The following is a 26341-nucleotide window of genomic DNA, read 5'->3' as shown; positions in this document are numbered from 1 at the left end:
GCGTTCCCTCGGAGCGCGGCCGATGCTTTATTGGGACCGGGCGGAGCGCGGACGCCCGACGATCCGCTTGCCAAAAAATGACGCCTCCGTCATTTTCGCACGACGACAAGGGGAACGCCATTGAGCGAGCAGCGCGTAGTGATCGTGGGGGCCGGACACGCCGGCGGCTCGGCGGCGGCGTTCCTGCGTCAGTACGGCTTCGCCGGCCCCATCGTCCTGATCGGCGAGGAGCCCATCCCGCCCTACCAGCGCCCGCCCCTGTCCAAGGCCTGGCTCAAGGGCGAGGCCGACGCCGACAGCCTGGCGCTCAAGCCGCTGGAATTCTACGCCGAGCACGGCATGGACCTGCGCCTGAACGCGGTCGCCGTCTCGATCAATCGCGGCGAGCAGGTCGTCACCCTGGCCGACGGCCAGACCGTTCCCTATGACGTCCTGATCCTGGCCACCGGCGCGCGGGCCCGCAAGCTGCCCATCCCCGGCGCCGACCTGGCCGGCGTGCTGGAGCTGCGCACCGCCGCCGACGCCGAGGCGCTGAAGGCCGCCATCGGCCCCGGCAAGCGGCTGGCGGTGATCGGCGGCGGCTATGTCGGGCTGGAGGCGGCCGCCTCCGGCCGCGCCCTCGGCGCCGAGGTGGTGGTGGTCGAGCGCGAGCCCCGCGTGCTGGCGCGGGTGGCCTGCGAGACGCTGTCGACCTTCTTCCAAGACTACCATCGCGACCGCGGCGTGGTCTTCGAGCTCGACGCCGGGGTCGAGGCCTTCGAGGGCGAAGGCGGCCGCATCGTCGGCGTGCGCCTGTCCGACGGCCGCCTGATCGCCTGCGACGCCGCCCTGGTCGGCGTCGGCGCGACGCCCAACGACGAACTGGCCAAGGACGCCGGCCTCGAATGCGCCGGCGGCGTGGTGGTCGACGAGGACGCCCGCACCGCCGACCCGCACATCTTCGCCATCGGCGACGTCGCCCACCGGCCGCTGCCGCTCTATGACCGCATGTTCCGTCTGGAAAGCGTGCCCAACGCCCTGGAGCAGGCCAAGCAGGCCGCCGCCGCCATCGCCGGCCGGCCGGCCCCCGCGCCCGAGACGCCGTGGTTCTGGTCCGACCAGTACGACCTGAAGCTCCAGATCGCCGGCATCCCCTTCGAGGCCGACCAGGTGATCGTGCGCGGCGACCCGGCCGAGGCCCGCTTCGCGGTGTTCCACCTGAAGGGCGACCGCCTGCTGGCGGTCGAGGCCGTCAACGCGCCGCCGGAGTTCATGGCGGGCAAAATGCTCATCGCCCAGCGCAAAGCCGTTGCGCCGGAAAAACTTCGCGATATGTCGGTTTCCATGAAGAACGTCGCGGCCTAGACAGACGTCCAGAGCCCAAGGGAGCGTAATGGCCAAGATCACCTATATCGAGCACGACGGAACCGAGCACACGGTCGACGTGAAGCCCGGCCTTTCGGTCATGGAAGGGGCGGTCAAGAACAACATCCCCGGCATCGACGCCGATTGCGGCGGCGCCTGCGCCTGCGCGACGTGCCACGTCTATGTCGACCAGGCCTGGCGCGACAAGACGGGCTCGGCCTCGGCCATGGAGGAATCCATGCTCGATTTCGCCGAGAACGTCGAACCCAACTCCCGGCTCTCCTGCCAGATCAAGGTCGGCGAGGACCTGGACGGTCTGGTCGTGCGCATGCCGGAAAGCCAGCACTGACACGCGCGCCGGCGGCGATCAGCCGCCGGCGGCCCGCTCGCGCAGTCGCGCCGACAGCCGGCGCGTGCGGCGCGCGACGGTGAGAGCCGTCCCCAGGGCGATCATGCCCAGCCCGATCAGCACGCATTCGCCGCGCCAGCCCCAGAGCGGCTCCACGGCCGCGACCAGACAGGTCGCCGTCAGGACGGCCATTCGCTGCGGCTTGGCCAGCGGCCCGGCGAAATCGGCCGGCAGGCCCAGCCCCCGGCCCAGTTCGCGCACATAGGCCGTGGTCACGGCCAGGACCGCCGCCAGCCAGCCCAGCGCCCGTCCCGCGTCCAGGCCCGAGGCCGCCGCGCCGTAGCCGGCCCCGACCAGCAGCAGCACGTCGGCCGCCCGGTCGGGCAGCTCGTTCCAGATCGGCCCGTCGGGCGATCCGCGGCCATGCTCCACCGCCACCATGCCGTCGAGCAGGTTGCACAACAGCCGCAATTGGACGCAGACCGCCGCCAGCACGAACGCCGCCGCCCGCCAGCCGCCTTCCAGCGCCCCGGTCCACAGCAAGAGCGCCGCGCCCAGGGCCGCGAACGCGACGCTAAGCGCCGAGATGGCGTCGGGCTGGGCCCCGGCGGCGGCCAGCCGCGCCGCCAGCGCCCCCGCCCAGGGCGCCGAGCGGCTCTTGAGGGGGCGGCGGTTGTCGGTCTCGGTCATGCGCGGCTCCGGCGTCGGCGGCGAGGCTCGCCGCCTGGCCCGTCGCGGTCAAGAGCGGGGCGAGGCCGCTTGACCCGCCGCGCCCTGGCGGCGAGTTTGCGGCGCGCCAGCATCCGGGCGGGGAGCGGATCGAATGTCGGACGTCATCGCCGCCGCCCTGCGCTTCGCCGAGGCCGTGCCGGCGCCGCTGGTCTGGGGCCTTGGGGCGGTGCTGGCCATGCTGACCGCCGGCGCCCTGGCGGCGCTGGTCCTGCCGCGCCTGCGGCCGGGCGTCGACCATGGCGACCTGCGCCGGCGGGTGAACAGCTGGTGGGTGATGGCCGCCCTGCTCGCCGCCGCCCTGCTCGCCGGCTGGCGCGCCACGCTGCTGCTGTTCGCCGTGATATCGTTCCTGGCCCTGCGCGAGTTCCTGTCGCTGGCCCCGATCCGCCGCGAGGACCGGCTGATCGTGCTGCTGGCCTATCTGACCATCCCGGCCAGCTACGCCCTGCTCGCCGCCGACCGCTACGGCCTCTATCTGGTGTTCATTCCGGTCTGGGTGTTCCTGGCCGCGCCGTTCCTGATGGCCTGCATCGGCCAGATCCGCGGCTACCTGCCGACGGCGGCCCTGTTCCACTGGGCGATGATGACCTGCGTCTACAACCTGGGCTTCGCCGCCTATCTCAGCCGCGCGCCCGCCGACCACGCGCCCCAGGCCGGCGGCGCCGGACTGGTGTTCTTCCTGCTGCTGGCGACCGAGGCCAACGACGTGGCCCAGTACGTGTGGGGCAAGCTGATCGGCCGCCGCAAGATCGTCCCCAAGGTCAGCCCCAACAAGACCTGGGAAGGTTTCATCGGCGGCTGGGCCACCACGGCGGCGCTGATCTGGTTCGCCGGGCCCTTGTTCACCCCGCTGCACGGCGTCGGCCTGGCCATGGTCGCCGCCCTCCTGCCCCTGGCCGGGTTCGCCGGCGACGTCACCATGTCGGCCATCAAGCGCGACCTCGGCGTCAAGGACACCAGCGCCCTGATCCCCGGCCACGGCGGCGTGCTCGACCGCGTCGACAGCCTGACCTTCACCGCGCCGCTGTTCTTCCACCTGACGGTGTACTTCTGCTTCGGCGAGACGCCATGGCCCTGATCCGGCTGATCTTCATCCTGCTGATCCTGCGGCCGATCGCCCGGTTCTGGACCGGGGCCGACGTGTTCGGCCGCGAGAACCTGCCGACCAAGGGCCCGGCCATCATCGCCGCCAACCACAACAGCCATGTCGACACCCTGCTGCTGCTGACCATGTTCCCCGCCCGCGCCGTCATGCGCCTGCGGCCGGCGGCGGCGGCCGACTACTTCCTCACCGATCCGGTGGTCGGCTGGTTCTCCCGGCGGCTGATCGGCATCGTCCCCATCGCCCGCGACCGGGCCGGAACCGGCGAGGACATCCTGGCCCCGGCGCGCGAGGCCCTGGCCCAGGGCGACATCATCATCATCTTCCCGGAAGGCACGCGCGGCGACGCCCGCGACCGCATGGGCCGCCTCAAGAACGGCGTCGCCCGCCTGGCCGAGGCCTTTCCCGACGCCCCCGTCGCGCCGGTCTGGCTGCAGGGCGCCGGCCGGGTGCTGCCCAAGGGCGCCCATGTGCCGGTGCCGATGAACTGCACCATCCATGTCGGCGCGCCGATCGCCTGGCCCGGCGACCGCGCCCGGCTGATGACCGCCCTGCGCGAGGCGCTCGACGCGCTCAAGGCCCAGGCTCCGCCGCTGCGCTGGCGCGAGGACGACGCCGACGGCGCCGGCTGAACCAACGCCATGTTGCGGCCCGCCGTCGTTCGGCTAGTACTGGTCCCAGGGGCGGGCCTTGATCGGGGGGACGGGGATGAGCAGCGAAGCCGCGCAAGCGGACCATGAGGCCGGCGGCCATCCGGACGGCCATCTTCATCGTCTCGTCTTCCTCACCGACGGCGTCTTCGCCATCGCCATCACCCTGATGGCCATCGAGATCAGGCCGCCTCACGACTGGGACGGCGTCGCCGCGCACCTGTTCGCGACGATGTGGCCGACCCTGCTGGCCTACGCGCTCTCGTTCGCGGTCATCGGCGTCTACTGGCTGAGCCACCGGCGCACCTTCGCGCGCCTCCAGCGGGCGGACGGCGTGCTGTCGGTGCTCAACTTCGCCGGCCTCGGCCTCATCGCCCTGATCCCGGCCGCCACCGGCCTGCTCTACGAGAACGGCAGTCCCGACGCCTTCCTGATCTATATCGGCCTGGTCGCCGCCATCGGCGCGGCCAACGCCGTCGCCTGGGCCTACGCCGCCTTCATCGGCCGCCTGACGCCGCCTGGACTGCCGCGCGGCGTCAAGGTCTACGTGCTGCTCTCGAACGGACTTTTGCCGGCGGCGATCTGCTGGCTGTCGATCGCGGCGATCGCCGGGCGCCAGCCCCTGGCCTGGCTGGGCGTGGCGGCCCTGTCGGCGGTCGCGGTGATCGGCCCCCGTTTCCTGCCGCGCCGCTGAACGCTATCTCCCCGTCATGCGCATCGTATCCGGACAATTTCGCGGCCGCGCCCTGATCGCGCCGCCGGGATCGAACACCCGCCCGACCTCCGACCGGGCCCGGCAGGCCGTCTTCAACATCCTCGAACACGCCGCCTGGGCCCCGGACCTGCATGAGGCGCGGGTCATCGACCTGTTCGCCGGCTCGGGCGCGCTGGGCTTCGAGGCGCTGTCGCGCGGCGCGGCGTTCTGCCTGTTCGTCGAGACCGACGCCGCCGCCCGCGGCGCCATCCGCGACAATGTCGAGGCGCTGGACGCTTCCGGCGGCGCGGGCCTGTTCGGCCGCACCCGCATCCACCGCCGCGACGCCACCGACCTGGGCCCCAAGCCGGGCGCGGACGGCAAGCCGTTCGACCTGGCCTTCCTCGACCCGCCCTACCACAAGGGCCTGGGCGAGAAGACCCTGGCCGAACTCGACCGTGGCGGCTGGCTGAAGCCCGGCGCGGTGGTCATGTTCGAGCGCGGCTCGGACGAACCCGATCCCGAAATCCCGAACTACGAGAATCTGGACGCGCGCGACTACGGCGCCGCGCGCGTCCACTTCCTGCGCTGGTCAGCCGCGACCTGAGACCCGGTTGTCCAACTGCGAGCGCAGGTTGGCGAGGCCGTCGCGGTTGATCGTGTAGGGCCCGCCGCCGCGGCTGATGATCAGCCCCCGGCGCTTGAGCTTGCGGAACACCGCCAGGGTGCAGTCCGCCAGCCGCCAGCCGTCCCGCGTCCAGCAGACGGCGTCCTCGATGTCGCCACGGTCGTTGCGTTCGAGCACGATGCGTCCGCCCTGGGCGAGCGCGTGGAGCGTCCTTTGCTCCGGTTTCGAGATGTTCAAGGAAAGTCTTCCGATGCGTTGAGGCCAAGGCTCGACGCCCGCGCGGATCGTGCGCGCGGGATCGAAAGGGCCTGCGGATCGGACGCTAGAAGCTTCTAGCCGGCCAACCCGCGGCCAGACCTCGTCACAATGGGAGACATGGTTCGCCTGGATCGAATGACGGCCGCCAACCTAACAAGGTTTGCGCCGGTGTCGAGATCAGACCCGCGCGTGCATCACGTGGCCGCCCGGGCGGCGCGGCTGGGCGCGCCTGCTCGCATTCAGCGTCTCCCGAACAGCCGCTCGATATCGGCCAGCTTCAGTTCGACATAGGTCGGCCGGCCGTGATTGCACTGGCCGGAATGGGGCGTCGCCTCCATCTGACGCAGCAGCGCGTTCATCTCCGCCCCGGTCAGCCGCCGGCCGGCCCGCACCGAGCCGTGGCAGGCCATGGTGCCGCAGACCTCGGCCAGACGTTCCTCCAGGGCCAGGGCGGCGCCGTTCTCGGCCAGGTCGTCGGCGATGTCGCGCACCAGGCCGGCGACATCGGTCTCGCCCAGCAGGGCCGGCGTCTCGCGCACCAGCACGGCGCCGGAACCGAAGCTTTCCAGCACCAGGCCGAGCGCGGCCAGTTCCTCGGCTCGTCCGGCGACCCGCTCGGCCTCGGCCGGATCGAGCTCGACCACCTCGGGCAGCAACAGCGCCTGGCGGGCGACGCCGCCGCCGGCCATCTCGACCTTCATGCGCTCATAGACCAGCCGCTCGTGGGCGGCGTGCTGGTCGACGATGACCATGCCGTCGCGGGTCTGGGCGACGATATAGGTCTCGTGCACCTGGGCCCTGGCCGCGCCGAGCGGGAAGTCGATCGGGTCGACCATCGGCGCCGGCTGGTAGGCGGCGGGCGCTTCGGCGAGACCCGCCTCGCCGGCGAAGGCGGCCGTCCCGCCGTGGGCGGGCGCGGTCCAAGCCGCCGGCTCGACGCGGGCGGAGACCTCGGAAAGCCCCGGCAGCACCTGGGCCGTCGCCTGGCCCCAGCCGCCTTCCCGCCAGGCGGAGAAACCGGCGGCGGGAGGCTGGGCGGGGCGATAGCCGCCCGCCCCCATCCCTGGCGCCGAGCCGAGGGTCTCGGGCCTGAAGCCGCCCAGCGCGCTGGCCGCCACCGTGGTCGAGGCCCGGTGCCCGGCGCCGGCCAGGGCGTGGCGCAGGGCGCCGATGATCAGGCCGCGCACCAGGCTGGGATCGCGGAACCGCACCTCGGCCTTAGCCGGGTGGACATTGACGTCGACGAAGGTCGGATCGAGCTCGACATAGAGCGCCGCCGTCGGGTGGCGGTCGCGGGCCAGATAGTCGGCATAGGCGGCGCGCAGGGCGCCCTGCAGCAGGCGGTCGCGCACCGGCCGGCCGTTGACGAACAGGTACTGGTGCCCGGCGTTGCCGCGCGAATAGGTCGGCAGGCCGGCATAGCCGCTGAGGCGCACGCCCTCGCGCTCCTGGTCGATCAGGAGGGCGTTGTCCTCGAACTCGCGGCCGAGGATGCCGGCCAGGCGCTTGAGCCGGCCCCTGGCCCCGGCCTCCTCGGCCGGCAGGCGCAGCACGCGGCGGCCGTCGATGTCGAGGGCGAAGGCGGTCGCCTCGTGCGCCATGGCCTGGCGCTTGATCTCCTCGGTGATGGCCATGGCCTCGGCCCGTTCCGACTTCATGAACTTCAGCCGGGCCGGCGTGGCGTAGAACAGGTCGCGGACCTCGACCCGCGCCCCGTGGGCGCCGGGGAAGGCCGCCGGCTGCACCCGGCCCACCGCGCCGCCCTCGACGGTCAGGGCGTGGGCGTCGCCGCCGGCCACGCGGCCGGTCAGGGTCAAGCGCGCCACCGAGCCGATCGACGGCAGGGCCTCGCCGCGGAAGCCCAGGGTGGAGATGTGCAGCAGGTCCCACTCGCCGTCGGCGTCGGGAACCAGCTTGGAGGTGGCGTGGCGCTCGACCGCGATCGGCAGGTCCTCGGCCGACAGGCCGCAGCCGTCGTCGGCGACCAGGATGCGGGTCAGGCCGCCCTGGTCGGCCTGGACCTCGACGCGCAGGGCGCCGGCGTCGAGGGCGTTCTCGACCAGCTCCTTGACCGCGCTGGCCGGGCGCTCGACCACCTCGCCGGCGGCGATGCGGTTGACGGTCTCGAGCGGCAGGCGGCGGATGGGCATGGGAAACTTCTGGGACCGAACGGGCCGCCAGCATAGTCCGATTCCGGACCCGGCCGCCGCGCGGGCGCAAAAAAGCCCTTCCCCTCGGCGGGAGGGAAAGGGCTTTTCGTAGACTCCTGGCCGCCGCGCGGAGGCGGCGACGCCCGGCCCTAGAGGCCCGGCAGCTTGATCTTGGTGGACTTGGCCCGCTGGATGACGATCTGCTGATCGCCGGTCAGGTCCTTGTTGCGCTGGGCTTCCGCCGAGGGATCGATCGGGGTCGGCGTGTTCGGGTCGACCTTGGGCGTGGTCGGGCCCTGCCCCTGGCGCCAGAACAGCACCGTGTCGGCGAAGCTCTTGTCCTTGTGGGCGATGCTGCCGTTCTCGTCGTCGACGACGTAGCGGATCAGCGGGTCGGCCTTGTCGGCGCCGGCCTTGGAGACCAGCAGCTTCTCGCCGTCGGAACGGGCTTCGCCCTGACGGGCGCCGAGCAGCGCCTGGCGGGCGGCGCTCTCAGGCTGCAGCTCCTGCGGACGCGGCTCGCCGGGGGCCGGCGGACGCAGCGAATAGTCGGGCGGCACCACCAGCGGCGCCTTGGTGACCACGCGGAATTCGTCCGGCGTGACCTTGGACATGCCGAGCGCCTTCTGGGTGGACTGGCAACCGGCGAGACCCGCCCCGGCCATCAGCACGGCCGCGATCGCCACACGATTGAAACGCATCAATAGAAAGCTCCCAAGGTCCGCCCCGGCCTTTTCATCCGCCTCGATAGCGCATTCAGGCGCATGGCGGCAATCGGTCGTTTACGCCGACTTTGGGGCGGTACGAAGGCTGTCGAGCAACAACAGGGCCACGCCGACGGTGATGGCGCTGTCGGCGACGTTGAACACCCACGGGAAATGCAGGCCCGAGAAGTTCAGGAAATCGGCCACCGCGCCCCAGCGGACCCGGTCGATCAGGTTGCCGACGGCGCCGCCGATGATCAGCCCGATCGCCACCGACAGCAGCGGCCGGCCGATGCGCCGCGCCCAGACGATCAGGCCGACGGCCACCGCCGCCGAGAAGGCGGCCAGCAGCCAGCGGATCAGCTCCTGGCCGTCGGGCGAACGGAACAGGCCGAAGCTGACGCCGCGGTTCCAGACCATGCTGAGGCTGAAGATCGGCGACACCTCGACCGCGACCTTGCCCGGCAGGTCGTAGACGAACAGGATCCAGTACTTGCTGAGCTGGTCGAGCGCGACCACGCCCAGCGCCAGCACATAGGCGAAGACCCCGAGACGGGTGACCTTAGGCATGGACGTCTCCGCCACGGCGGGCGTCCCAGAAGGCCACGGCGTCGGCGTCGCGCAGCGACAGGTCCGGATAGCGCGGATCGGACCCCACCTCCGGCAGCACGCGCCAGGAGCGGGCGCATTTGCGGCCCTCGGCCTGACGCGGCTCGACCGCCACCCCGGCGACCTCGGCCAGGCGGAAGGCGTCGGCCGGCCCCTCGCCGGCGACCAGGCTCGCCTGGCTGGTGCGGAACACCTCGGCGGCGTCCAGGCCGTCGAAGGCGGCCAGCAGGCCGGCGTCGGCGACATGCACCACCGGCGCGGCCTCCAGGGCCGAACCGATCCGCTTTTCGCGCCGCTCGATCTCGAGCGCGCCGGTGACCACGCCGACCACCCGTTCGACCTTGGCCCAACGCTCGGCTTCGGCCTCGTCGCGCCAGGCGGCGGGGGTTTCGGGGATGGTGCGCAGGCAATTGGAGCCGCGATCCGGGAAGCGCGTGGTCCAGGCTTCTTCCATGGTGAAGATGGCCAACGGCGCCAGCCAGGCGGTGATGCGCTCGAAGACCAGGTCCATCACCGTGCGGGCGGCGCGGCGGCGCAAGGCGTCGGGCCGGTCGCAATAGAGGACGTCGCGGCGGATGTCGAAATAGAGCGCCGACAGGTCGTTGGAGCAGAACTCGGCGATCGGCCGCCAGACGTCCTGGAAACGGTAGGTCCCGTAGGCCTCGCGCACCTGGGCGTCGAGCTCCCACAGCCGGTGCAGGATGAAGCGCTCCAGCGGCGGCATGTCCTCCAGCGCCACGCGCTCGGCCTCGTCGAAGCCGGCCAGGGCGCCCAGCAGGTAGCGCACCGTATTGCGCAGCTTGCGATAGCCGTCGATGGTGGTCTGCAGGATGGTCTTGCCGATGCGCTGATCCTCGGCGTAGTCGACCATCGCCGCCCACAGCCGCAGGATTTCGGCCCCGCTCTCCTTGGTCACCGCCTGCGGCTCGATGGTGTTGCCCTTGGACTTGGACATCTTCTCGCCCTGCTCGTCGAGCGTGAAGCCGTGGGTCAGCACGGCGTCATAGGGCGCGCGGCCGCGGGTGCCGCAGCCTTCGAGCAGCGACGACTGGAACCAGCCGCGATGCTGGTCCGAACCCTCGAGATAGAGATCGGCCGGCCACTTCGTGTGCGGGCGGCCCTCCAGGGTGAAGGCGTGGGTCGAGCCGGAATCGAACCAGACGTCGAGGATGTCCTCGATCTTCTCGTACTGCTCCGGATCGTGGGCGCCGAGGAAGTCGGACGCCGGCCGGGTGAACCAGGCGTCGGCGCCCTCGGCGCGGATCAGGCCCAGGATGCGGGCGTTGACCTCTTCGTCGTGCAGCGGCTGGCCGGTCTGCTTGTCGACGAACATGGCCAGCGGCGTGCCCCAGGCGCGCTGCCGGCTGATCAGCCAGTCGGGACGGGTCTCGACCATCGCGCGGATACGGTTCTTGCCGGCGGCCGGGAAGAAGGCGGTGGCGTCGATGGCGTCCAGCGCCCGCTCGCGCAGGGTCGAGGCGTCGGCCGAGTCCGCGTCGATCGGCGCGTCCATGCGGATGAACCACTGCGGCGTGTTGCGGAAGATCACCGGGGCCTTGGAGCGCCAGGAGTGCGGATAGGAGTGCTCCACCCGCCCGCGCGCCAGCAGGGCGCCGGCCTCGATCAGCTTGTCGATGACCGCGGGGTTGGCCGGGCCGAACTTGCCGGCCTTCTTGCCCTCGGTCTCCAGCACCTTGAGGCCGCCGAACAGCGGCACGTGGTCGTAATAGGCGCCGTCTGGATCGACGGTCTCGGGGATCTCGCGATGGCCATGGGCCAGCCAGACCAGGTAGTCGTCGGCGCCGTGGCCGGGGGCGGTGTGGACGAAGCCGGTGCCGGCGTCGTCGGTGACGTGGTCGCCGGCCAGCAGCGGCACGGGGAAGCCGTAGCCGGCGTCGAGCCCGGCCAGCGGATGGGCGCAGACCATGCCCTCGCAGTCGACCTTCTCGACGCGGCGCCAGGCGGCGATCTTGGCGGCGGCCCGCACGTCCTCGGCCAGCTTCTCGGCGACGATGAAGCGGTCGCCCGGCTTGGCCCACGGCTCGAACGGCAGGTCCGTCTCCATCGCCTCGACCTGATAGACGGCGTAGGCGACGTCGGGATTGTAGCTGATCGCCCGGTTGGCCGGGATGGTCCAGGGCGTGGTGGTCCAGATCACCACCTTGGCCCCACGCGCGGCGTCGGAGCCTTCGACCACCGGGAAGCCGGCCCAGATCGTCGGGCTGACGTGGTCGTGGTACTCGATCTCGGCGTCGGCCAGGGCGGTGCGCTCGACCGGGCTCCACATCACCGGCTTGGAGCCGCGATAGAGCTGGCCCGAGGCGATGAACTTGTGGAACTCGGCGACGATGGTCGCCTCGCTGGAGAAGTCCATGGTGGCGTAGCGGTTCGGCCAGTCGCCCAGCACGCCCAGGCGCTGGAACTCGGTCCTCTGCACGCCGATCCACATGTCGGCGAACTCGCGGCACTTCTCGCGGAACTCGCCGACCGGCACCTCGTCCTTGCGCTTGCCCTGGGCGCGGTACTTCTCCTCGATCTTCCACTCGATCGGCAGGCCGTGGCAGTCCCAGCCGGGCACGTAGTCGACGTCGTAGCCGAGCAGGAAGCGCGAGCGGACGACGAAGTCCTTGAGGATCTTGTTCAGCGAGTGGCCGATGTGGATGGCGCCGTTGGCGTAGGGCGGGCCGTCGTGCAGCACGAACAGCGGCGCGCCAGCCTCCTGGCGGGCCTTGCGGATCGACTGGTAGAGGCCTGGCCCCTCGGCCCAGCGGGCCAGGATGTCCGGCTCCAGCTTGGGCAGGCCGGCGCGCATCGGGAACGGCGTGTCGGGCAGGAAGACGGTGTCGCGATAGTCGCGGGCGGAAACGGTGTCGGGGGTGGCGTCGTCGGCCATGAGTCGGGCGTCCAGCGAAAAGTTCGGAACAGGAGGGCGGAGCGAACCCGGCGCGCGCTGGAGCAACAGGCCCGGCGGCGTCACGCCGGGCGGTTAATTCGCGATAGCGTCCGAACGAAAGTCATGCCGAGGATTTAGCAGGCCGGGCGCGGCGGCGAAAGCCCCGGTCATGGGATCGCGCCAGATCCCCGCCTTCGCGGGGATGAGCGGGTGGAACTGCGGGGATGAGCGGACGCTAGAGGTCCGGCATCAGGATGGCGCGGGCGACCGCGGCGTCGGCGTTGACCTGTTTCACCAGGGCGTCCAGGCCGTCGAACTTCAGCTCCGGCCGCAGGAAGGCGATCAGGTCGGTCTCGATGGTCTGGCCGTAGATGTCCTCGTCGAAGTCGAACAGCCACACCTCCAGGCGCGGCTCGACCAGGCCCGTGGTCGGGTTGACGCCGATATTGGCCACGCCCGGCGCCTCGCGTCCGTCGGGCAGGCGCGTGCGGGTGGCGTAGACCCCCAGCCTGGGCAGGACGTAGTCGCCCATCGGCACGTTGGCGGTGGGAAAGCCGAGCTGGCGGCCGAGCTGCTGGCCCTTGACCACCACGCCCTCGATGGCGAACGGCCGGCCGAGGATCTTGGCGGCGCGCTCGGGATGGCCCTGGTGCAGGGCCTCGCGCACGGCGCTGGACGAGAACTTGTCGGCTTCGTCGTCGCCCAGGGCCTCGGCCACCGACACCGAGAAGCCGAACGCCTCGCCGTAGCGGCGCAGGGCGGCCGGATCGCCGGTGCGGCCCTTGCCGAAGGTGATGTCGAAGCCGGCCGCGACGTGGCGCGCGCCCAGGCCCTCGGCCAGCACCTCGCGGGCGAAGGTCTCGTCGCTCATGCCGGCCATTTCGACGCCGAACGGCAGCAGGTAGAACAGGTCGACGCCCAGGTCGCCCAGGGCCCGCGCCTGCTGGTGCGGCGTCATCAGGCGGAACGGCTCGGCGGTCGGCTGGAACAGGCGGCGCGGATGCGGCTCGAAGCTGATCACGCCCAGCGGGACGCCCAGCGCCCCGGCGGCCTTGGCGGCGTCGGCGATCACCCGTTGGTGGCCGCGATGGACCCCGTCGAAATTGCCCAGCGCCACCGCCGCGCCCTTGGCGGCGGCGTCGAGGCCCCGCCAGTCGTGAAGAACCCGGATCGCCACTCAGCCGGCCTTGCGCGGAGCCATGACCACGGCCTCGCCCTCGATCACCGCCTTGCCGTTGACGCTGGCGACCGTGGCCAGGGTGACGCGAGCCTTGGCCTCGTCGACGGCGGTGATCGTGGCGGTCACCGTGACCTCGTCGCCGATCTTGACCGGACGCTTGAAGGCCAGGGACTGCGACAGGTAGATCGCCCCCGGCCCCGGCAGCGCGCCGGCCAGCAGGGCCGAGATGAAGCTGGCGCCCAGCATGCCGTGGGCGATGCGGGTCTTGAACGGCGTGTTCGCCGCATAGGCCTCGTCGAGGTGGACCGGATTATGGTCGCCCGAGACCTCGGCGAACCGGACGATGTCGCCTTCGCTCACCGTGCGGCTCAAAGTCGCCGACTGGCCGACGCTGAGGTCTTCGAGATAGAGGCCGGCCATGTGTCGCTCCTTCAGCCCTCGGGACGGACGCGCCGACCGCAGCCAAATTCTTCCGCTCATCCCCGCGAAAGCGGGGACCCAGGTGTTTTATTCGCGTACGTCGCGCTCTTCCGGGAAGGCTTGAAAAAGCCTGGATCCCCGCTTTCGCGGGGACGAGCGGCGGAAGGATGACGCCCGAAGTCCATCCTCGCTACCAGACGAGGTCGCGCATGGCCAGGGTGGCGCGGGCGCCGCCGTGGGCCAGCACCGCCTCGGTCCTGGCCGGGTCGAGACGGCCGTCCGGGCCGGTCGCCTCGGCGCCGTGGATGCCGCTGGCGATGAACAGCACGTCCAGGCCCTGGTCGTTGGCGCCCTTGACGTCGGTCGGCACGCCGTCGCCGACGCAGAGGATGCGCGAACGCTCGACGGAGCGGCCGAGCAGGGCCTCGGCCTCGACCAGGCACAGGTCGTAGATCGGCCCATAGGGCTTGCCGGCCATCAGCACCTCGCCGCCCATCTCGGCGTAGAGGTCGGCCAGGGCGCCGCCGCAATAGATCAGCTTGTTCCCGCGCTGCACCACCCGGTCGGGATTGGCGCAGATCATCGGCAGCCTGTGGCCGACGGCGATCTCGAAGCGTTCGCGATAATCCTCCGGCGTCTCGACCTCGTCGTCATAGGGGCCGGTGCAGGAGATGAACGCCGCGTCCTGGGCGTCGGCGAACATCAGGCCCAGGCCCTCGTACAGCGGCGCGTCGCGCACCGGGCCGATGGTCCAGGCCGGCCCCGGCGCGCGGGCGGCCAGCAGGGTGCGGGTGGCGTCGCCGGAGGTGACGAAGGCGCTCCACGCCTCGCGCGGCACCCCCAGATGGTCGAGTTGGGCGACCACGTCGGACGACGGCCGGGGCGAGTTGGAGATCAGCACGACGGGACCGACCTCGGCCCGCCAGCGGGCCAGGGCCCGGCAGGCCTCGGCGAAGCTTTCGCGGCCGTTGTGGATCACCCCCCAGACGTCGCTCAGCAGCACGTCGTAGCGGGCGGTCAGTTCGGAGAGGCCGGAAGGCAGGGCGGGCGCGGTCATGGCCCGTGGAGCTAGTGATGCCCACGCGGGGCGTCAATGACCTTGCCGCCGCCGCCTCGCCCGGCTCCGGCCCCGGCCTCGCGCCTCAGCGCGCCAGGGCGGCCAGGCCCTTCTTCAGGTCCTCGCGGTTCATCACCGGGGTCAGCTCGACCGCGGCCTCGAAGTTCATGAAGAACGCCTCGCTGATCGACGGCATCTCGGAAGCGTCCTTCATGTCGAAGAAGATCATCGCCGAGCGGCAGCCGTCGCTGGGCCCGAAATAGGCCGCCTCGGCGTTCAGGCGGGTGATGGCCTCGTCAAGAATCCGGCTGAGCGAGCCGTCCTTGACGGCGGCGTTGCCGGTGTCGGTCGGCAGGACCACCTTCAGCATCATGCGCATGGCGCTTCCTCCAGGGAGCCCGCCCCGGGGTCTCCCCCAGTTCGCCCCCATGTGCGCCCGCGCCGCCGTCCTGACGCACGGATATGTCAATCGCCCCCAAAGGCTCCGGCGCTCTCAGGGCCTCGGCTGGTCGCCCTCTTTGCCGCAGGCGCAGCCGCCCTTCCTGGAGCGCAGCGCCTTGGGCAGCAGCGGGCGGACGACGAAGAAGGTCGCGGCGGCGACGATGGCGGCGACGATGACGGTCTGCAGCACGGGTTCAGCCTCCGCCCAGGGCGGCGGCGGCGTGATAGGTGACGAACGCCGCCAGATAGGCCGCCGCCAGCATGTAGCAGAACATCACCACCGGCCAGCGCCAGGAGTTGGTCTCGCGCTTGACCACCGCCAGGGTCGAGGCGCACTGCGGCGCGAACACGTACCAGGCCAGGAAGGCCAGGGCCGTGGCCAGCGACCAGTGCCCGGCCAGGGTGCTGGCCAGGGTGCCGGTGGCCGCCTCGCCGCCGGCCACCGCATAGACGGTGCCCAGGGCGCCGACGGCGACTTCGCGCGCCGCCATGCCGGGGATCAGCGCCACGCCCATCTGCCAGTTGAAACCGATCGGCCGCAGGATCGGCTCGATGGCGTGGCCGATCATGCCGGCGAAGCTGTAGTCGATGGCCGGACCTGTCGCGCCGGCCGGCGCGCCGGGCACCGAGCTCAGGAACCAGATCAGGATCATCATCGACAGGATGACGGTGCCGGCGCGGCGCAGGAATATCTGGCCGCGCATCAAGACGTTCTGGGCGACGTTGCGCAGGTCCGGCGCCTTGTAGGCCGGCAGCTCCATCAGGAACGGCTCGACGGCGCTGCGCCAGAACAGGCGGCGCACCACGGCGGCCACGATCAGGGCCGAAGCTATGCCCGCGGCGTAGAGACCGAACATCACCAGCCCCTGCAGATTGACCACGCCCCACACCACCTTGGGCGGGATGAAGGCCGAGATGATCAGGGTGTAGACCGGGATGCGCGCCGAGCAGGTCATCAGCGGCGCGACCAGGATGGTGGTGATGCGGTCGCGTTTGTTGTCGATCACCCGCGTGGCCATGATGCCGGGGATGGCGCAGGCGAAGCTGGAGAGCAGCGGGATGAACGCCCGCCCGTGCAGGCCGGCCACCCCCATCATCCGGTCCATCAGGAAGGCGGCGCGGGCCATGTAGCCGAAGTCTTCCAGGAGGATGATGAAGAAGAACAGGATCAGGATCTGCGGCAGGAACACCAGGATCGAGCCGACCCCGGCGATGACGCCGTCGGCCAGCAGGCTCCTGAGCATGCCGTCGGGCAGGGTGTGGTTGACCAGCTCCCCCGCCGATTTGAAGCCGCCGTCGATCAGCTCCATCACCGGCCTGGCCCAGGTGAACACCGCCTGGAACATCAGGAACAGGATGGCGAACAGGATCAGGGTGCCCCAGACCGGATGCAGCAGCACCCCGTCCAGACGGCCGGTCCAGGTGTCGGGCCGCTCGGGCGGGCGCACGCAGACCTTCATGATCCGCTCGGCCTCGCGGTGGGCGGCGCGCAGCTCCGCCGCCGACGGGGCGTGCCATTGGTCGTCCGACCGCAGGCCGTCGACGCTCAGGCGGTCGACCTGCGCCAGCAGGTCGTCGAGGCCGCGCCGGCGGGTGGCCACCGTGGTGACCACCGGCATGCCCAGCTCCTGCGACAGGCGGTCGAGGTCGATGCGCAGGCCTTGGCGCTGGGCGATGTCGTACATGTTGAGGGCCAGCACCACCGGCCGGCCGACCTGCTTCAGCTCCAGCAGCAGGCGCAGGGCCAGGCGCAGATTGGTGGCGTCGGCCACGGCGACGATGACGTCGGGCGCGGCCTCGCCGCGGAACTTGCCCATCACCACGTCGCGGGTGACTTCCTCGTCCGGGCTGCGCGCGCGCAGGGAGTAGGTGCCGGGCAGGTCGAGCACGTGGGCGCGCTGGCCGGCCGGCGTCGAGACCTGGCCTTCCTTGCGCTCGACGGTGACGCCGGCGTAGTTGGCGACCTTCTGGCGCGCGCCGGTCAGGGCGTTGAACAGGGCGGTCTTGCCGCAGTTGGGATTGCCGACCAGGGCGACGCGCGGTTCGGCGCGGGCCGGCGCGGCGGGGCGGTCCTGGATGGGCGCAAGCGTGTCGGTCATCGGCCGCGGCTCCGGCTGTCGTCGTCGAGGGCGACCACCACGGCCTGGGCCTCGCGGCGACGCAGGGCCACGCGCAGGTCGTCGACCCGCACCGCCATCGGGTCGCGGCGGATCAGCCCCTCGAACAGCACCGCAAGGCGCGCGCCTTCGACGAAGCCCATCTCCAGCAGGCGGCGCTCCAGTTCCTCGGCGCTGACGCCGTGGGCCTCGTGATCGTCCACGCCGACGCGCGCGACCACGCCGCGGTCGCCGCGGCGCAGTTCGTTCAGCCGGCGAAGTTCGGCGCCGGATTGGGGGAGGTGGGCGTCTCGCGCCATCGGACCTGACTGTTCTATGACGATGAACCTTCGTAATTGATAATCATTCTCGCGTCGAGCCGCTAGAACGCCCCGGCCGACGCTTCAGAAATATGAATTTTAATTAATGCGCACCGGCCGCATCCGACGCTTGAATGCGCTCGCTCCGCATTCATCGGGACTCAACAATGAAAAACATCCTGTTCGGCGCCGCGGCCACGCTGGCGCTCCATCTGGCGGCTTCCGGCCCGGCGCTCGCCGGCGAGACGCATCCCTGCCTCGACGCCGACTGCGCCATGACCGCCCTGATCGCCGATCCCGCCGACGTCGGCGACGGCCAGACCACCGCGCCCAAGTACGGCGCCTGGGGCCTGGACCTCGCCGGCCGCGACGCCAGCGTCAAGCCGGGCGACAACTTCTACCGCTACGCCAACGGAACCTGGGACGACCACGCGGCCATCCCCGCCGACCGCGCCCGCTACGGCAATTTCGACAAGCTGTCGGCGCTGTCCGAGAACCGCACGCGCAAGCTGATCGAGGACGCCGCCGCCGGCCGCTCGGCCGACAAGGACGCCGCCAAGGTCGGCGCGGCCTACAAGGCGTTCATGGACGAGGCCGCCGTCGAGGCGCTGGACGCCAAGCCGCTGCAAGCCGACCTCGCGGCGATCAAGGCTGCGACCGACCGCAAGGCCCTCGCCGCGCTGATGGGCTCGGCCAACCGCGGCTTCCAGAGCGGCGTCTTCGGGGCCTACATCACCATCGACGCCAAGGCGCCGACCCGCTACGTCGCCTCGATCGGCTCGGGCGGCCTGGGCCTGCCCGACCGCGACTACTATCTCGACGCCGCGCTGGCCGACAAGAAGGCCAAGTACCAGGCCTATGTCGAAACCATGCTCAAGGCCGTCGGCTGGGCCGATCCGGCCGGGGCGGCCAAGGCCGTGGTCGACTACGAGACCCGCATCGCCGAGGCCAGCTGGTCGCGGGCCGAGCGCCGCGACCGCGACAAGACCTATAATCCGATGAGCCTGGCCCAGCTGGAGCAGGCCGCGCCCGACTTCGCCTGGAAGACCTTCCTGGCCCCCACCGGCCTGGCCGGCGTCGACCGGTTCATCATCCCGACCAACACGGCCATGCCCAAGATCGCCAAGATCTACGCCGAGACGCCGGTGGCGACCCTGCAGGCCTGGCAGGCGTTCCACCTGATCGACAGCGCCGCGCCCTATCTTTCCAAGCGTTTCGTCGACGCCCGCTTCGAGTTCCGCGGCAAGGTGCTGTCGGGCCAGCCCGAACTGCAGCCCCGCTGGAAGCGCGGCGTCGGCTTCGTCAACGGCGCCCTGGGCGAGGCGGTCGGCCGCATGTACGTCGCCGAGTACTTCCCGCCGGAGTCCAAGGCCAAGATGGAGGCCCTGGTCGGCGACCTGCGCGTCGCCATGGCCGCCCGCATCGAGAAGCTCGACTGGATGGGCCCGGCGACCAGGGCCAAGGCCCTGGAGAAGCTGAACAAGTTCACCGTCAAGATCGGCTATCCGGTCAAGTGGCGGGACTATTCCACCTATCAGGTGTCGGCCGCCGACCTCTATGGCGACGTCAAGCGTTCGGACGCCTTCGACTGGGACTACCAGCTGGCCCGCCTGGACAAGCCGGTCGACAAGCAGGAATGGGGCATGACGCCCCAGACGGTGAACGCCTACTACAACTTCGCCAACAACGAGATCGTGTTCCCGGCGGCGATCCTGCAGCCGCCGTTCTTCGACCCCAAGGCCGATCCGGCGGTGAACTATGGCGGCATCGGCGGGGTGATCGGCCACGAGATGACCCACGGCTTCGACGACCAGGGCCGCAAGTCCGACGGCGACGGCGTGCTGACCGACTGGTGGACGGCCGAGGACGCCGCCAAGTTCAACGCCCAGGCCGACCGGCTGGGCGCGCAGTACGGCTCTTACCAACCGGTCAAGGGCTATCCGATCAACGGCAAGCTGACCATGGGCGAGAACATCGCCGACCTGGGCGGCCTGCTGCTGGCGCTCGACGCCTATCACGCCTCGCTCAAGGGCCAGCCGGCGCCGGTGATCGACGGCCTGAGCGGCGACCAGCGCGTGTTCCTCGGCTGGGCCCAGGTCTGGCGGCAGAAGCAGCGCGAGGCGGCGGCGATCCAGCAGACCAAGTCCGACCCGCACTCGGCCGCCGAGTTCCGGGTGATCGGCCCCACGCGCAACAACGACGCCTGGTACAAGGCGTTCGGCGTCGAGCCCGGCCAGACCTACTACCTGGCTCCGGACCAGCGCGTCCGCATCTGGTGACGCCGCGGCGCATCGCCGCCGTCGAAACCGAAGCCCTCGGCGCTCACGCGCCGGGGGCTTTTTTCTTGCCCGTCGCGCGGACGAATTTTGACGATGACGTCGAAATTTTGCGAGCCGATGTCCACACGCAACGAACCCGCCGCGGGGGATATTCGCGACGGGTCCGGCTTTTCCTCGGCACTCAATAGTAGAGGGCGTTTCCTCCCCGAAACGCCGAAGACCCTGGGCGTCTGGCGGCCCGTGTGTCTCTCGCAAGACAAAAGAGACGGCAAATTTGTGTCAGTGTCAACGCCCGTTTCGACGGCCGAACACAACAAATCGCGGGATATCGGCGATCTGGCGAACTATTTTTCGACAGCGAGTTCAAAAACTCCAAATTACTGACGAAGGAGTCAAAAACCTTACAACCCCAGGGCGGCGCGCAGGCGTTCCGCAGGCGGGCATTCGGCCTCGAACACATAGTCCGGACGCGCCACGGCCGCCGGCCCCACCCCCGCGGCCGCCAGATTCGCGGCGACGTCGAACAGATCCCCCGACCGCACCAGCAGACCGTTGGCCCGCCGCGACGCGCCCTGGTCCAGGAACGGCGCGACCGCCCGGGCCGCCTCCGCGTCCTGCTCGGCCGGCCAGGTCACCGTCGCCAGCCCCCGGGCGCGGGCGCGGGCCTCGGCCACGCTGATCAGACGGCGGACGGTCCCGATCTGCGCGGCCGTCCACGCCGCCCCCAGCCCGGCCGCCAGCTGGGCCTGGCTCTTGAGGATCACCCCGTCCGACAGGATCTTGAGGTTGTTGGCCGCCAGGGTCGCGCCGGTTGTGGTGATGTCGACGACCAGCTCGGCCGCGCCGGCCGCCGGAGCGCCCTCGGTCGCCCCGCCCGACTCGACGATGCGGTAGTCGGCGACGCCGTGGGCGGCGAAGAAGGCCCGCGTCTGCGCCCCGTACTTGGTGGCCACCCGCATGCGCGCGCCGGTGCGCGCCAGATAGAGGTGCGCCACCTCGTCCAGATCGGCCATGGTGTCGACGTCGACCCAGCTCTTGGGGGCGGCGACCACCAGGTCGGCGCGGCCGAAGCCCAGGGCGCGCAGCAGCATCACCCGCCCCTCCAGCCCCTCGCCCCGCTCGCGCAGCAGGTCCTCGCCGGTCAGGCCCAGGTGGATCTCGCCGCCGTCCAGGGCGGCCGCGATGTCGGCGGCGGACAGCAGCTGCACCTGCGCGCCGGGCAGGCCGACGATCGAGGCGCGGTAGCCGCGCTCGCCGCCGTCGGTCTCCAGGCGGAAGCCGCAGTCGGCGAGCCAGGCCTCGGCCTGCTCCTTGAGACGGCCCTTCGACGGCAGTCCGATCAGCAGAGGCTGGTTCACGCGCCCGCTCCCTTCCAGGCCCTGGCGGGCCGCACCATGCAGCCGACGGCGCCGGCGGCGCCCTTGGCGCCCAGCCGGGCCAGCAGGCCGTCGTAGCGACCGCCGCCGGCCACCGGCCGCTCGGCGTCGAGGCTGTCGCTGGTCACCTCGAACAGCGCGCCGTCGTAATAGCCGAAGGCCCGGCCGAAGGCCGCGGCCAGGGTGGTCCTCGCCTCGGGCACGCCGTCGGCGAACAGGGCGTCCAGCCGGATCGCCCAGCCCTGCAACGCCGCGTCGAGGTCGGCGCCGCCGGCCCTGGCCAGGGCGGCGACGGCGTCGAGCGCGCCCCGGGGCCGGTCGGCCACGGACAGGAACCGGCCGATCAGATCGGCCTGGACGGCGGTGAGCCGCGGCGCGCGCGCCGCCTCGGACCGCTGGGACAGGCGATGGACGATCTCGGCCGGGGAGCGGCCGCCCACCGGCTGGATGCCGGCCAGGGCCCACAGCTCCTCCAGCACCGCCGCGGCCTCGGCCTCCGGCAGTTCGGCGAGCAGGGCCGAGAGGCGGTCGCCGTTGCGCGCCTCCGGCTCGCCGGCCTGGGCGCGTTCCAGCTCGGCCTTCAGGGTGCGCGGGCGGGCGAAGGCGCGGATGAGCCGGCCGCCGAGCGCCGGCGGCAGGTCGAGCGCGCGAACGAAGTCGGCGAACAGGCTGACGTCGCCCAGCTGCATGCGCAGGTCGTCGCGGCCGCCGGCCAGGCTGGCGCGCCAGGCCAGGGCGGCCATGCCGGCGTCCGCCCGCGCCCGCGCCTCGGCGCCCTCGGCGGCCTCGAACGCCTCGACGCCGATCTGCAGGAACTCCTCGGCCCGGCCCGAGCCCTTCGGGGCCACCCGGAACGCCTTGCCCTCGTAGAGATAACGCCCCTCGACGGCGCCGGCCTCGATATGGGCGCGGGCCACCGGCACGGTGAAGTCCGGCCGCAGGCAGGCCTCTTCCCCGCCCTCGCCCTGGACCACGAACAGGCGGGCGCGCATGGCCTCGCCGGCCAGGTCCAGCATCAGGGTCAGGGGCTGCATCACCGCCGGGTCGAGCAGGCTGGCGCCGTGGTCCAGGAACGGGGCCCGGACGGCGGCGAGGACGGCGGCGGGAACCGCGGGTTCGAGCCTCACCGCCCCGCCTCCACGATGCGGCGCACGGCCGCCACCAGCTCGGCGCGCGGCGCCGTCTGCTGGCCCGGGCGCGCCTCGCGCCATTCCTTGTTGCCGCTGACGCCGCGCGCCAGTTCGCGGCCGAGGTCGAGATCCTTGATGGTCACCGTGCCGGCGGCGATCTCGTCGCCGCCCAGCATGATCGCCGCCGGGGCCATGCGGCGGTCGGCGTACTTCATCTGCGCCTTCATGCCCGACTGGCCGAGATAGACCTCCGCCGGCAGGCCGGCGGCGCGCAGTTCGGCGGCGACGGCGAAATAGTGCGGCATGTCGGCCTCGGTGAAGGCGATGACCACCACCGGTCCCCGCGCCTCGCCGCCCGGATCGCGGCCGCAGGCGCGCAGCGCCGCCGCCAGCCGCGAGACCCCGAAGGAAAAGCCCGTCGCCGGGGTGCGCTCGCCGGTGAAGCGGGCCACCAGATCGTCGTAGCGGCCGCCGCCGCCGACCGAACCGAACCGCACGGGCGCGCCGCGCTCGTCCGTCGCCGGAAGGAGCAGCTCGGCCTCGAACACCGCGCCGGTGTAATATTCCAGCCCACGGACGATGGCCGGGTCGAACGCCGCCCGATCCGCGCCGACGCCCAGGCCCTTGAGCGCCGCGTCGATGCGGGCCAGCTCCTCCAGCCCCTCGTCGCCCTCGGCCGAGCCGCCGATCACGTCGGCGATGCGCGCCAGCACGCCGGCCCGGTCGCCGCCGCCCGCCCCGGCCCCGACGAAGGCCAGCACCGCCTCGACGCCCCGGGCGTTCAGCCCCGCGCCCTTGGTGAAGGCGCCGCTCTCGTCCTTGCGCCCCTCGCCGAGCAGCAGGCGCACGCCGTCCGGGCCCAGGCGGTCCAGCTTGTCCACCGCGCGCAGCACGCCCAGCTTCTGGGCGGCGTCCTCGACGCCGACGGCGGTGAGCAGGCCGTTGAGCAGCTTGCGGTTGTTGATCTTCAGCACCGCCTCGCCGCGGACCAGACCGGCCGCCTCCAGGCCGGCGGCGGCCATGGCGATGATCTCGGCGTCGGCCTCGGGCCGGGCCGAGCCCACCGTGTCGGCGTCGCACTGGATGAATTCGCGGAAGCGTCCCGGCCCCGGCTTCTCGTTGCGCCACACCGGCCCGTAGGCGTAGCGGCGGAACGGCTTGGCCAGGGTCTCCCAGTTCTGGGCGGCGAAACGGGCCAGCGGCGCGGTCAGGTCGTAGCGCAGCGCCATCCATTGCTCGTCGTCGTCCTGCAGGGCGAACACGCCCTCGTTCGGGCGATCCGCGTCCGGAAGGAACTTGCCCAGGGCGTCGGCGTATTCGAACGCGCCGGTGTCGAGCGCCTCGAAGCCCCAGGCCTCGTAGACCTCGGACACCGCCCGCACGATGTGGCGCTCGGCGCGCAGGTCGCGGGCGCGCTTGTCGGCGAAGCCGCGCGGATTGCGGGCCTCGGGTCGGAACGCCTCGGTTTCGGCGGCGGTCTGTTCGGCGGTGGTGTCCATCAACGTCTTCCGGATCGGTGCGGGGACGGATGGAGCAAGGCCGGCCCCATCCGGGTCTCGGCGGGGCTCGGGCCTGGGCGGTCCTGGCTTAGGCCGCGCGCGTCCGGGCCGCCCCGCCGAGGCAGGTCGGATGCGAATGCGCGTGGTGATGCAGGACCGTCTTCATCGGCGGCGTTCTTAGCGGAGAACGCCGTGCGGCGCCAGCGCCCATCTCGTCCGTCCCTGGCGGCGGCGCAAGGGCCGGTCTAGGCTCGCCGCGAACCGGGGCGAGGCACGGACAGGAGCGCGGGCATGGGCGGCATCTTCAAGGCGACGACGGCCGCTCTCTGTCTGGCGCTCGGCGGCGCCCCGGCCTTCGCGCTCGCCGTCGCCGCGCCCCTGGTCCCGGCGGTCGGCGCCCTGTCGCCGGCCCAGCGCAAGGTCGTCGCCAGGCGCATAGCCACGCTGAAAAGCCCGGCCGAGCGGCGGATGGCCATGGGCTGGAGCGACGCCAAGAAGGCGGCCGAGCTGATCTGCCGCCCGGCGGCCCTGCCGGCGCTGAAACGCCAGGTGAAGGACGCCGACAAGGTGTTCCTGGGAACCGACGATCCGGCGACGCTGCGGCTGGCCGGCGACCGGCGGCTGGAGGGTCAGGGCCAGGTGCGGGCCGGGACCGGCTGGCGCGACCTGACCTTCGTCTGCGACCTGGACCCGGCCACGGGCAAGGTCGCCGGCTTCCAGGCGACCTTGAAGCCCTAACGCCTCAGCCGTTCGATCAGCGCCGTGGTCGAGGGGTCGTGCGCCAGCGGCGCGCCGCCCTCCAGCTCGGCCAGAATGCGGACGGCCAGGGTCTTGCCCAGTTCGACGCCCCACTGGTCGAAGCTGTTGATCCCCCAGATCACCCCCTCGACGAAGGTCTTGTGCTCATAGAGGGCGATCAGGGCGCCCAGCCGCTCGGGCGTCAGCCGGTCGAGCAGGATCAGCGACGAGGGCCGGTTTCCGGGGAAAGTCCGCTGCGGCGCGAGCACGTCGACGGCGGCGGGCGCCATGCCCTTGCCGGCCAGCTCGGCGCGGACGTCATCCTCGGTCCGGCCGACCATCAGCGCCTCGGCCTGGGCCAGGACGTTGGCCAACAGCTTGGCGTGCATGCCGGCCGGCCCCTCGTCGGTCTCGGCCACGGCGACGAGGTCGACGGGGATGACGTCCGTGCCCTGATGAAGCAGCTGGAAAAAGGCGTGCTGGCCGTTGGTGCCGGCGTCGCCGAACACCGAGGCGGCGGTGTGGTGCATCGACGGCAGGCCCTGCGGCGTCACCCGCTTGCCGTTGGATTCCATCTCCAGCTGCTGGAGGAAGGCCGGGAACAGGCGCAGGCGCTGGGCGTAGGGCACGACGGCGCGGATCGGGCGGGAAAGGCCGTTGCGGTTGAACAGGTGCGCCAGGGCCAACAGCACCGGCGCGTTGCGCGCCATGGGGGCGGCGACGAAGTGGGCGTCCATCTCGGCCGCCCCGTCGAGGAAGGCCTGGAACCGCTCCCAGCCCAGGCCGACGGCGCAGGACAGGCCCACCGCCGACCAGATCGAATAGCGGCCGCCGACCCAGTCCCAGAAGGCGAACACCCGCTCGGCCGGCACGCCGAACGCCTGGGCCGCCTGCGGATTGGCAGACACCGCGACCAGATGGGCGTCGCCCGCCTCGCCCAAGGCGGCGCGCAGCCAGGCCCGCGCCGCCTCGGCGTTGGCCATGGTCTCAAGGGTGGTGAAGGTCTTGGAGACGGCGACCACCAGGGTCTCGGCCGGATCGAGCCCTTCCAGGGCGGCGGCGATCTCGGCGCCGTCGACATTGGCGGTGAAGCGCAGCTCGATCTGCGGGTCGAGCGGCCGCAGCGCCTCCCACACCAGCCGGGGCCCCAGGTCCGAGCCGCCGATGCCGATGTGCAGCACCTTGCGGAACGGCTTGCCGGCGGCGCCGGCGATCGCGCCCGAACGCACGCCGTCGGCGAAGGCGCGCATGGCGGCGCGGCCGGCCTCGACCTCGCTCGACACCGGCTGGCCCTTGGCGGCGAAGGCGGCGCCGCGCGGCGCGCGCAGGGCCGGATGCAGGACGGCCCGGTCCTCGGAGGTGTTGACCGCCTCGCCGGCGAACAGGCGCGCGCGCTGGGCCTCGACCCCGGCGGCGGCGGCCAGCGACAGGGCGGCGTCGAGGCCGGCCGCCGTCCAGGCCTGCTTGGACAGATCCAGGAACAGTCCGGCGGCGTCGAGGGTCATGCGGGCCAGCCGGTCGGGCTCGGCGGTGAAGCAGTCTTGGATGCGGATGGCTTCGGTCTCGCGGGCGGCGGCGTCCAGACGGCTCCAGGCGGCGGCGAGCTCGGCCATGTCGTTAACCCTTTTGGTAGGATCGCGTTTACGCGGCGGGGCTAAATATCATCAAATCGGGTTGATCCAACGCCGTTCG

At 71.7% G+C, this 26341-nt stretch carries 25 protein-coding genes; 8 read left to right on the top strand and 17 right to left on the bottom strand.

What is annotated here, in order from left to right:
• Positions 1 to 120 precede the first annotated feature (120 nt).
• Both C5708_RS14885 and C5708_RS14880 read left to right on the top strand, forming a co-directional pair.
• On the top strand, positions 121 to 1344 hold the full coding sequence (locus C5708_RS14885) for an FAD-dependent oxidoreductase (protein ID WP_242922359.1): 1224 nt from the start codon (positions 121 to 123) through the stop codon (positions 1342 to 1344).
• A 28-nt stretch (positions 1345 to 1372) separates the two neighbouring features.
• Complete coding sequence (locus C5708_RS14880; RefSeq protein ID WP_242922358.1) at positions 1373 to 1693, top strand: 2Fe-2S iron-sulfur cluster-binding protein; 321 nt, start codon at positions 1373 to 1375, stop codon at positions 1691 to 1693.
• 18 nt (positions 1694 to 1711) lie between these two features.
• Here the strand turns inward: C5708_RS14880 and C5708_RS14875 are convergent, their stop codons facing one another.
• Positions 1712 to 2383 (bottom strand): CDP-alcohol phosphatidyltransferase family protein, encoded by a 672-nt coding sequence (locus C5708_RS14875; RefSeq protein ID WP_242922356.1) that lies wholly within the window; start codon positions 2381 to 2383, stop codon positions 1712 to 1714.
• A 133-nt stretch (positions 2384 to 2516) separates the two neighbouring features.
• Here C5708_RS14875 and C5708_RS14870 point away from each other — a divergent pair, with 133 nt between their 5' ends.
• The 4 genes from C5708_RS14870 (at position 2517) to rsmD (ending at position 5478) form a co-directional block, all read left to right on the top strand.
• Complete coding sequence (locus C5708_RS14870) at positions 2517 to 3503, top strand: phosphatidate cytidylyltransferase (protein WP_242922354.1); 987 nt, start codon at positions 2517 to 2519, stop codon at positions 3501 to 3503.
• A complete protein-coding gene (locus tag C5708_RS14865; RefSeq protein WP_242922352.1) occupies positions 3494 to 4159 on the top strand; it encodes a lysophospholipid acyltransferase family protein in 666 nt (221 codons plus the stop codon). The genes C5708_RS14870 and C5708_RS14865 overlap by 10 nt, the downstream gene beginning before the upstream one ends.
• Positions 4160 to 4235: 76 nt before the next feature.
• Positions 4236 to 4871, top strand: coding sequence for a TMEM175 family protein (locus C5708_RS14860; RefSeq protein WP_242922350.1), 636 nt, complete (start codon positions 4236 to 4238; stop codon positions 4869 to 4871).
• 16 nt (positions 4872 to 4887) lie between these two features.
• On the top strand, positions 4888 to 5478 hold the full coding sequence (gene rsmD / locus C5708_RS14855; protein ID WP_242922348.1) for a 16S rRNA (guanine(966)-N(2))-methyltransferase RsmD: 591 nt from the start codon (positions 4888 to 4890) through the stop codon (positions 5476 to 5478).
• Here rsmD and C5708_RS14850 read toward each other — a convergent pair.
• The 12 genes from C5708_RS14850 to C5708_RS14795 form a co-directional block, all read right to left on the bottom strand.
• Positions 5464 to 5736, bottom strand: a complete 273-nt coding sequence (locus tag C5708_RS14850) for a YjhX family toxin (protein WP_242922347.1) — start codon at positions 5734 to 5736, stop codon at positions 5464 to 5466. The two genes, rsmD and C5708_RS14850, sit on opposite strands and share 15 nt — an antisense overlap.
• Positions 5737 to 5996: 260 nt before the next feature.
• Positions 5997 to 7907 carry a DNA mismatch repair endonuclease MutL gene (mutL, locus tag C5708_RS14845; RefSeq protein WP_242922345.1) on the bottom strand — a complete coding sequence of 637 codons (1911 nt, stop codon included), beginning with the start codon at positions 7905 to 7907 and terminating at the stop codon, positions 5997 to 5999.
• 149 nt (positions 7908 to 8056) lie between these two features.
• Positions 8057 to 8608 (bottom strand): DUF3035 domain-containing protein, encoded by a 552-nt coding sequence (locus C5708_RS14840; RefSeq protein ID WP_242922344.1) that lies wholly within the window; start codon positions 8606 to 8608, stop codon positions 8057 to 8059.
• A gap of 81 nt (positions 8609 to 8689) precedes the next feature.
• A complete protein-coding gene (lspA, locus tag C5708_RS14835) occupies positions 8690 to 9181 on the bottom strand; it encodes a signal peptidase II (RefSeq protein WP_242922343.1) in 492 nt (163 codons plus the stop codon).
• Positions 9174 to 12113 (bottom strand): isoleucine--tRNA ligase, encoded by a 2940-nt coding sequence (gene ileS / locus C5708_RS14830; RefSeq protein WP_242922342.1) that lies wholly within the window; start codon positions 12111 to 12113, stop codon positions 9174 to 9176. The genes lspA and ileS overlap by 8 nt, the downstream gene beginning before the upstream one ends.
• 235 nt (positions 12114 to 12348) lie before the next feature.
• Positions 12349 to 13290, bottom strand: coding sequence for a bifunctional riboflavin kinase/FAD synthetase (locus C5708_RS14825; protein ID WP_242922341.1), 942 nt, complete (start codon positions 13288 to 13290; stop codon positions 12349 to 12351).
• Positions 13291 to 13713 (bottom strand): MaoC family dehydratase, encoded by a 423-nt coding sequence (locus tag C5708_RS14820; RefSeq protein WP_242922340.1) that lies wholly within the window; start codon positions 13711 to 13713, stop codon positions 13291 to 13293.
• 190 nt (positions 13714 to 13903) lie between these two features.
• Entirely contained in the window at positions 13904 to 14770 is an 867-nt protein-coding gene (locus tag C5708_RS14815) for a TIGR01459 family HAD-type hydrolase (protein ID WP_242922338.1), read from the bottom strand.
• 85 nt (positions 14771 to 14855) lie between these two features.
• A complete protein-coding gene (locus tag C5708_RS14810; RefSeq protein ID WP_242922336.1) occupies positions 14856 to 15149 on the bottom strand; it encodes a hypothetical protein in 294 nt (97 codons plus the stop codon).
• Between the two features lie 114 nt (positions 15150 to 15263).
• Complete coding sequence (locus C5708_RS14805; RefSeq protein WP_242922335.1) at positions 15264 to 15401, bottom strand: FeoB-associated Cys-rich membrane protein; 138 nt, start codon at positions 15399 to 15401, stop codon at positions 15264 to 15266.
• 4 nt (positions 15402 to 15405) lie between these two features.
• The gene (locus C5708_RS14800) at positions 15406 to 17310 is read right to left on the bottom strand and encodes a ferrous iron transporter B (RefSeq protein WP_242922334.1); all 1905 of its coding nucleotides are present in this window, start codon (positions 17308 to 17310) and stop codon (positions 15406 to 15408) included.
• Positions 17307 to 17627, bottom strand: a complete 321-nt coding sequence (locus tag C5708_RS14795; RefSeq protein ID WP_242922333.1) for a FeoA family protein — start codon at positions 17625 to 17627, stop codon at positions 17307 to 17309. Before C5708_RS14795 ends, C5708_RS14800 begins: the two co-directional genes overlap by 4 nt.
• Positions 17628 to 17794: 167 nt before the next feature.
• Here C5708_RS14795 and C5708_RS14790 point away from each other — a divergent pair, with 167 nt between their 5' ends.
• Positions 17795 to 19906 (top strand): M13-type metalloendopeptidase, encoded by a 2112-nt coding sequence (locus tag C5708_RS14790; protein ID WP_242922332.1) that lies wholly within the window; start codon positions 17795 to 17797, stop codon positions 19904 to 19906.
• Between the two features lie 401 nt (positions 19907 to 20307).
• Here the strand turns inward: C5708_RS14790 and hisG are convergent, their stop codons facing one another.
• Genes hisG through hisS form a run of 3 tightly spaced genes read right to left on the bottom strand, consistent with a single transcriptional unit; the run spans position 20308 to position 23911 of the window.
• Positions 20308 to 21264, bottom strand: a complete 957-nt coding sequence (hisG, locus tag C5708_RS14785; protein ID WP_242922331.1) for an ATP phosphoribosyltransferase — start codon at positions 21262 to 21264, stop codon at positions 20308 to 20310.
• Positions 21261 to 22409: an ATP phosphoribosyltransferase regulatory subunit gene (locus tag C5708_RS14780; RefSeq protein WP_242922329.1), complete on the bottom strand. Its 1149-nt coding sequence runs from the start codon at positions 22407 to 22409 to the stop codon at positions 21261 to 21263. Before C5708_RS14780 ends, hisG begins: the two co-directional genes overlap by 4 nt.
• Complete coding sequence (gene hisS, locus C5708_RS14775) at positions 22406 to 23911, bottom strand: histidine--tRNA ligase (protein ID WP_242922327.1); 1506 nt, start codon at positions 23909 to 23911, stop codon at positions 22406 to 22408. The genes C5708_RS14780 and hisS overlap by 4 nt, the downstream gene beginning before the upstream one ends.
• Positions 23912 to 24202: 291 nt before the next feature.
• Here hisS and C5708_RS14770 point away from each other — a divergent pair, with 291 nt between their 5' ends.
• Positions 24203 to 24649, top strand: a complete 447-nt coding sequence (locus tag C5708_RS14770; protein ID WP_242922325.1) for a hypothetical protein — start codon at positions 24203 to 24205, stop codon at positions 24647 to 24649.
• Here the strand turns inward: C5708_RS14770 and pgi are convergent.
• On the bottom strand, positions 24646 to 26262 hold the full coding sequence (pgi, locus tag C5708_RS14765) for a glucose-6-phosphate isomerase (protein WP_242922323.1): 1617 nt from the start codon (positions 26260 to 26262) through the stop codon (positions 24646 to 24648). The genes C5708_RS14770 and pgi overlap by 4 nt on opposite strands.
• Between the last annotated feature and the right edge of the window lie 79 nt (positions 26263 to 26341).

Origin of the sequence: Caulobacter sp. CCUG 60055 (assembly GCF_022750545.1) — a bacterium.
Taxonomy (GTDB): Bacteria; Pseudomonadota; Alphaproteobacteria; order Caulobacterales; family Caulobacteraceae; genus PUIC01.
Note: the sequence above shows the minus strand (reverse complement) of the source record. Positions and strands in the feature narration are given on the sequence as shown.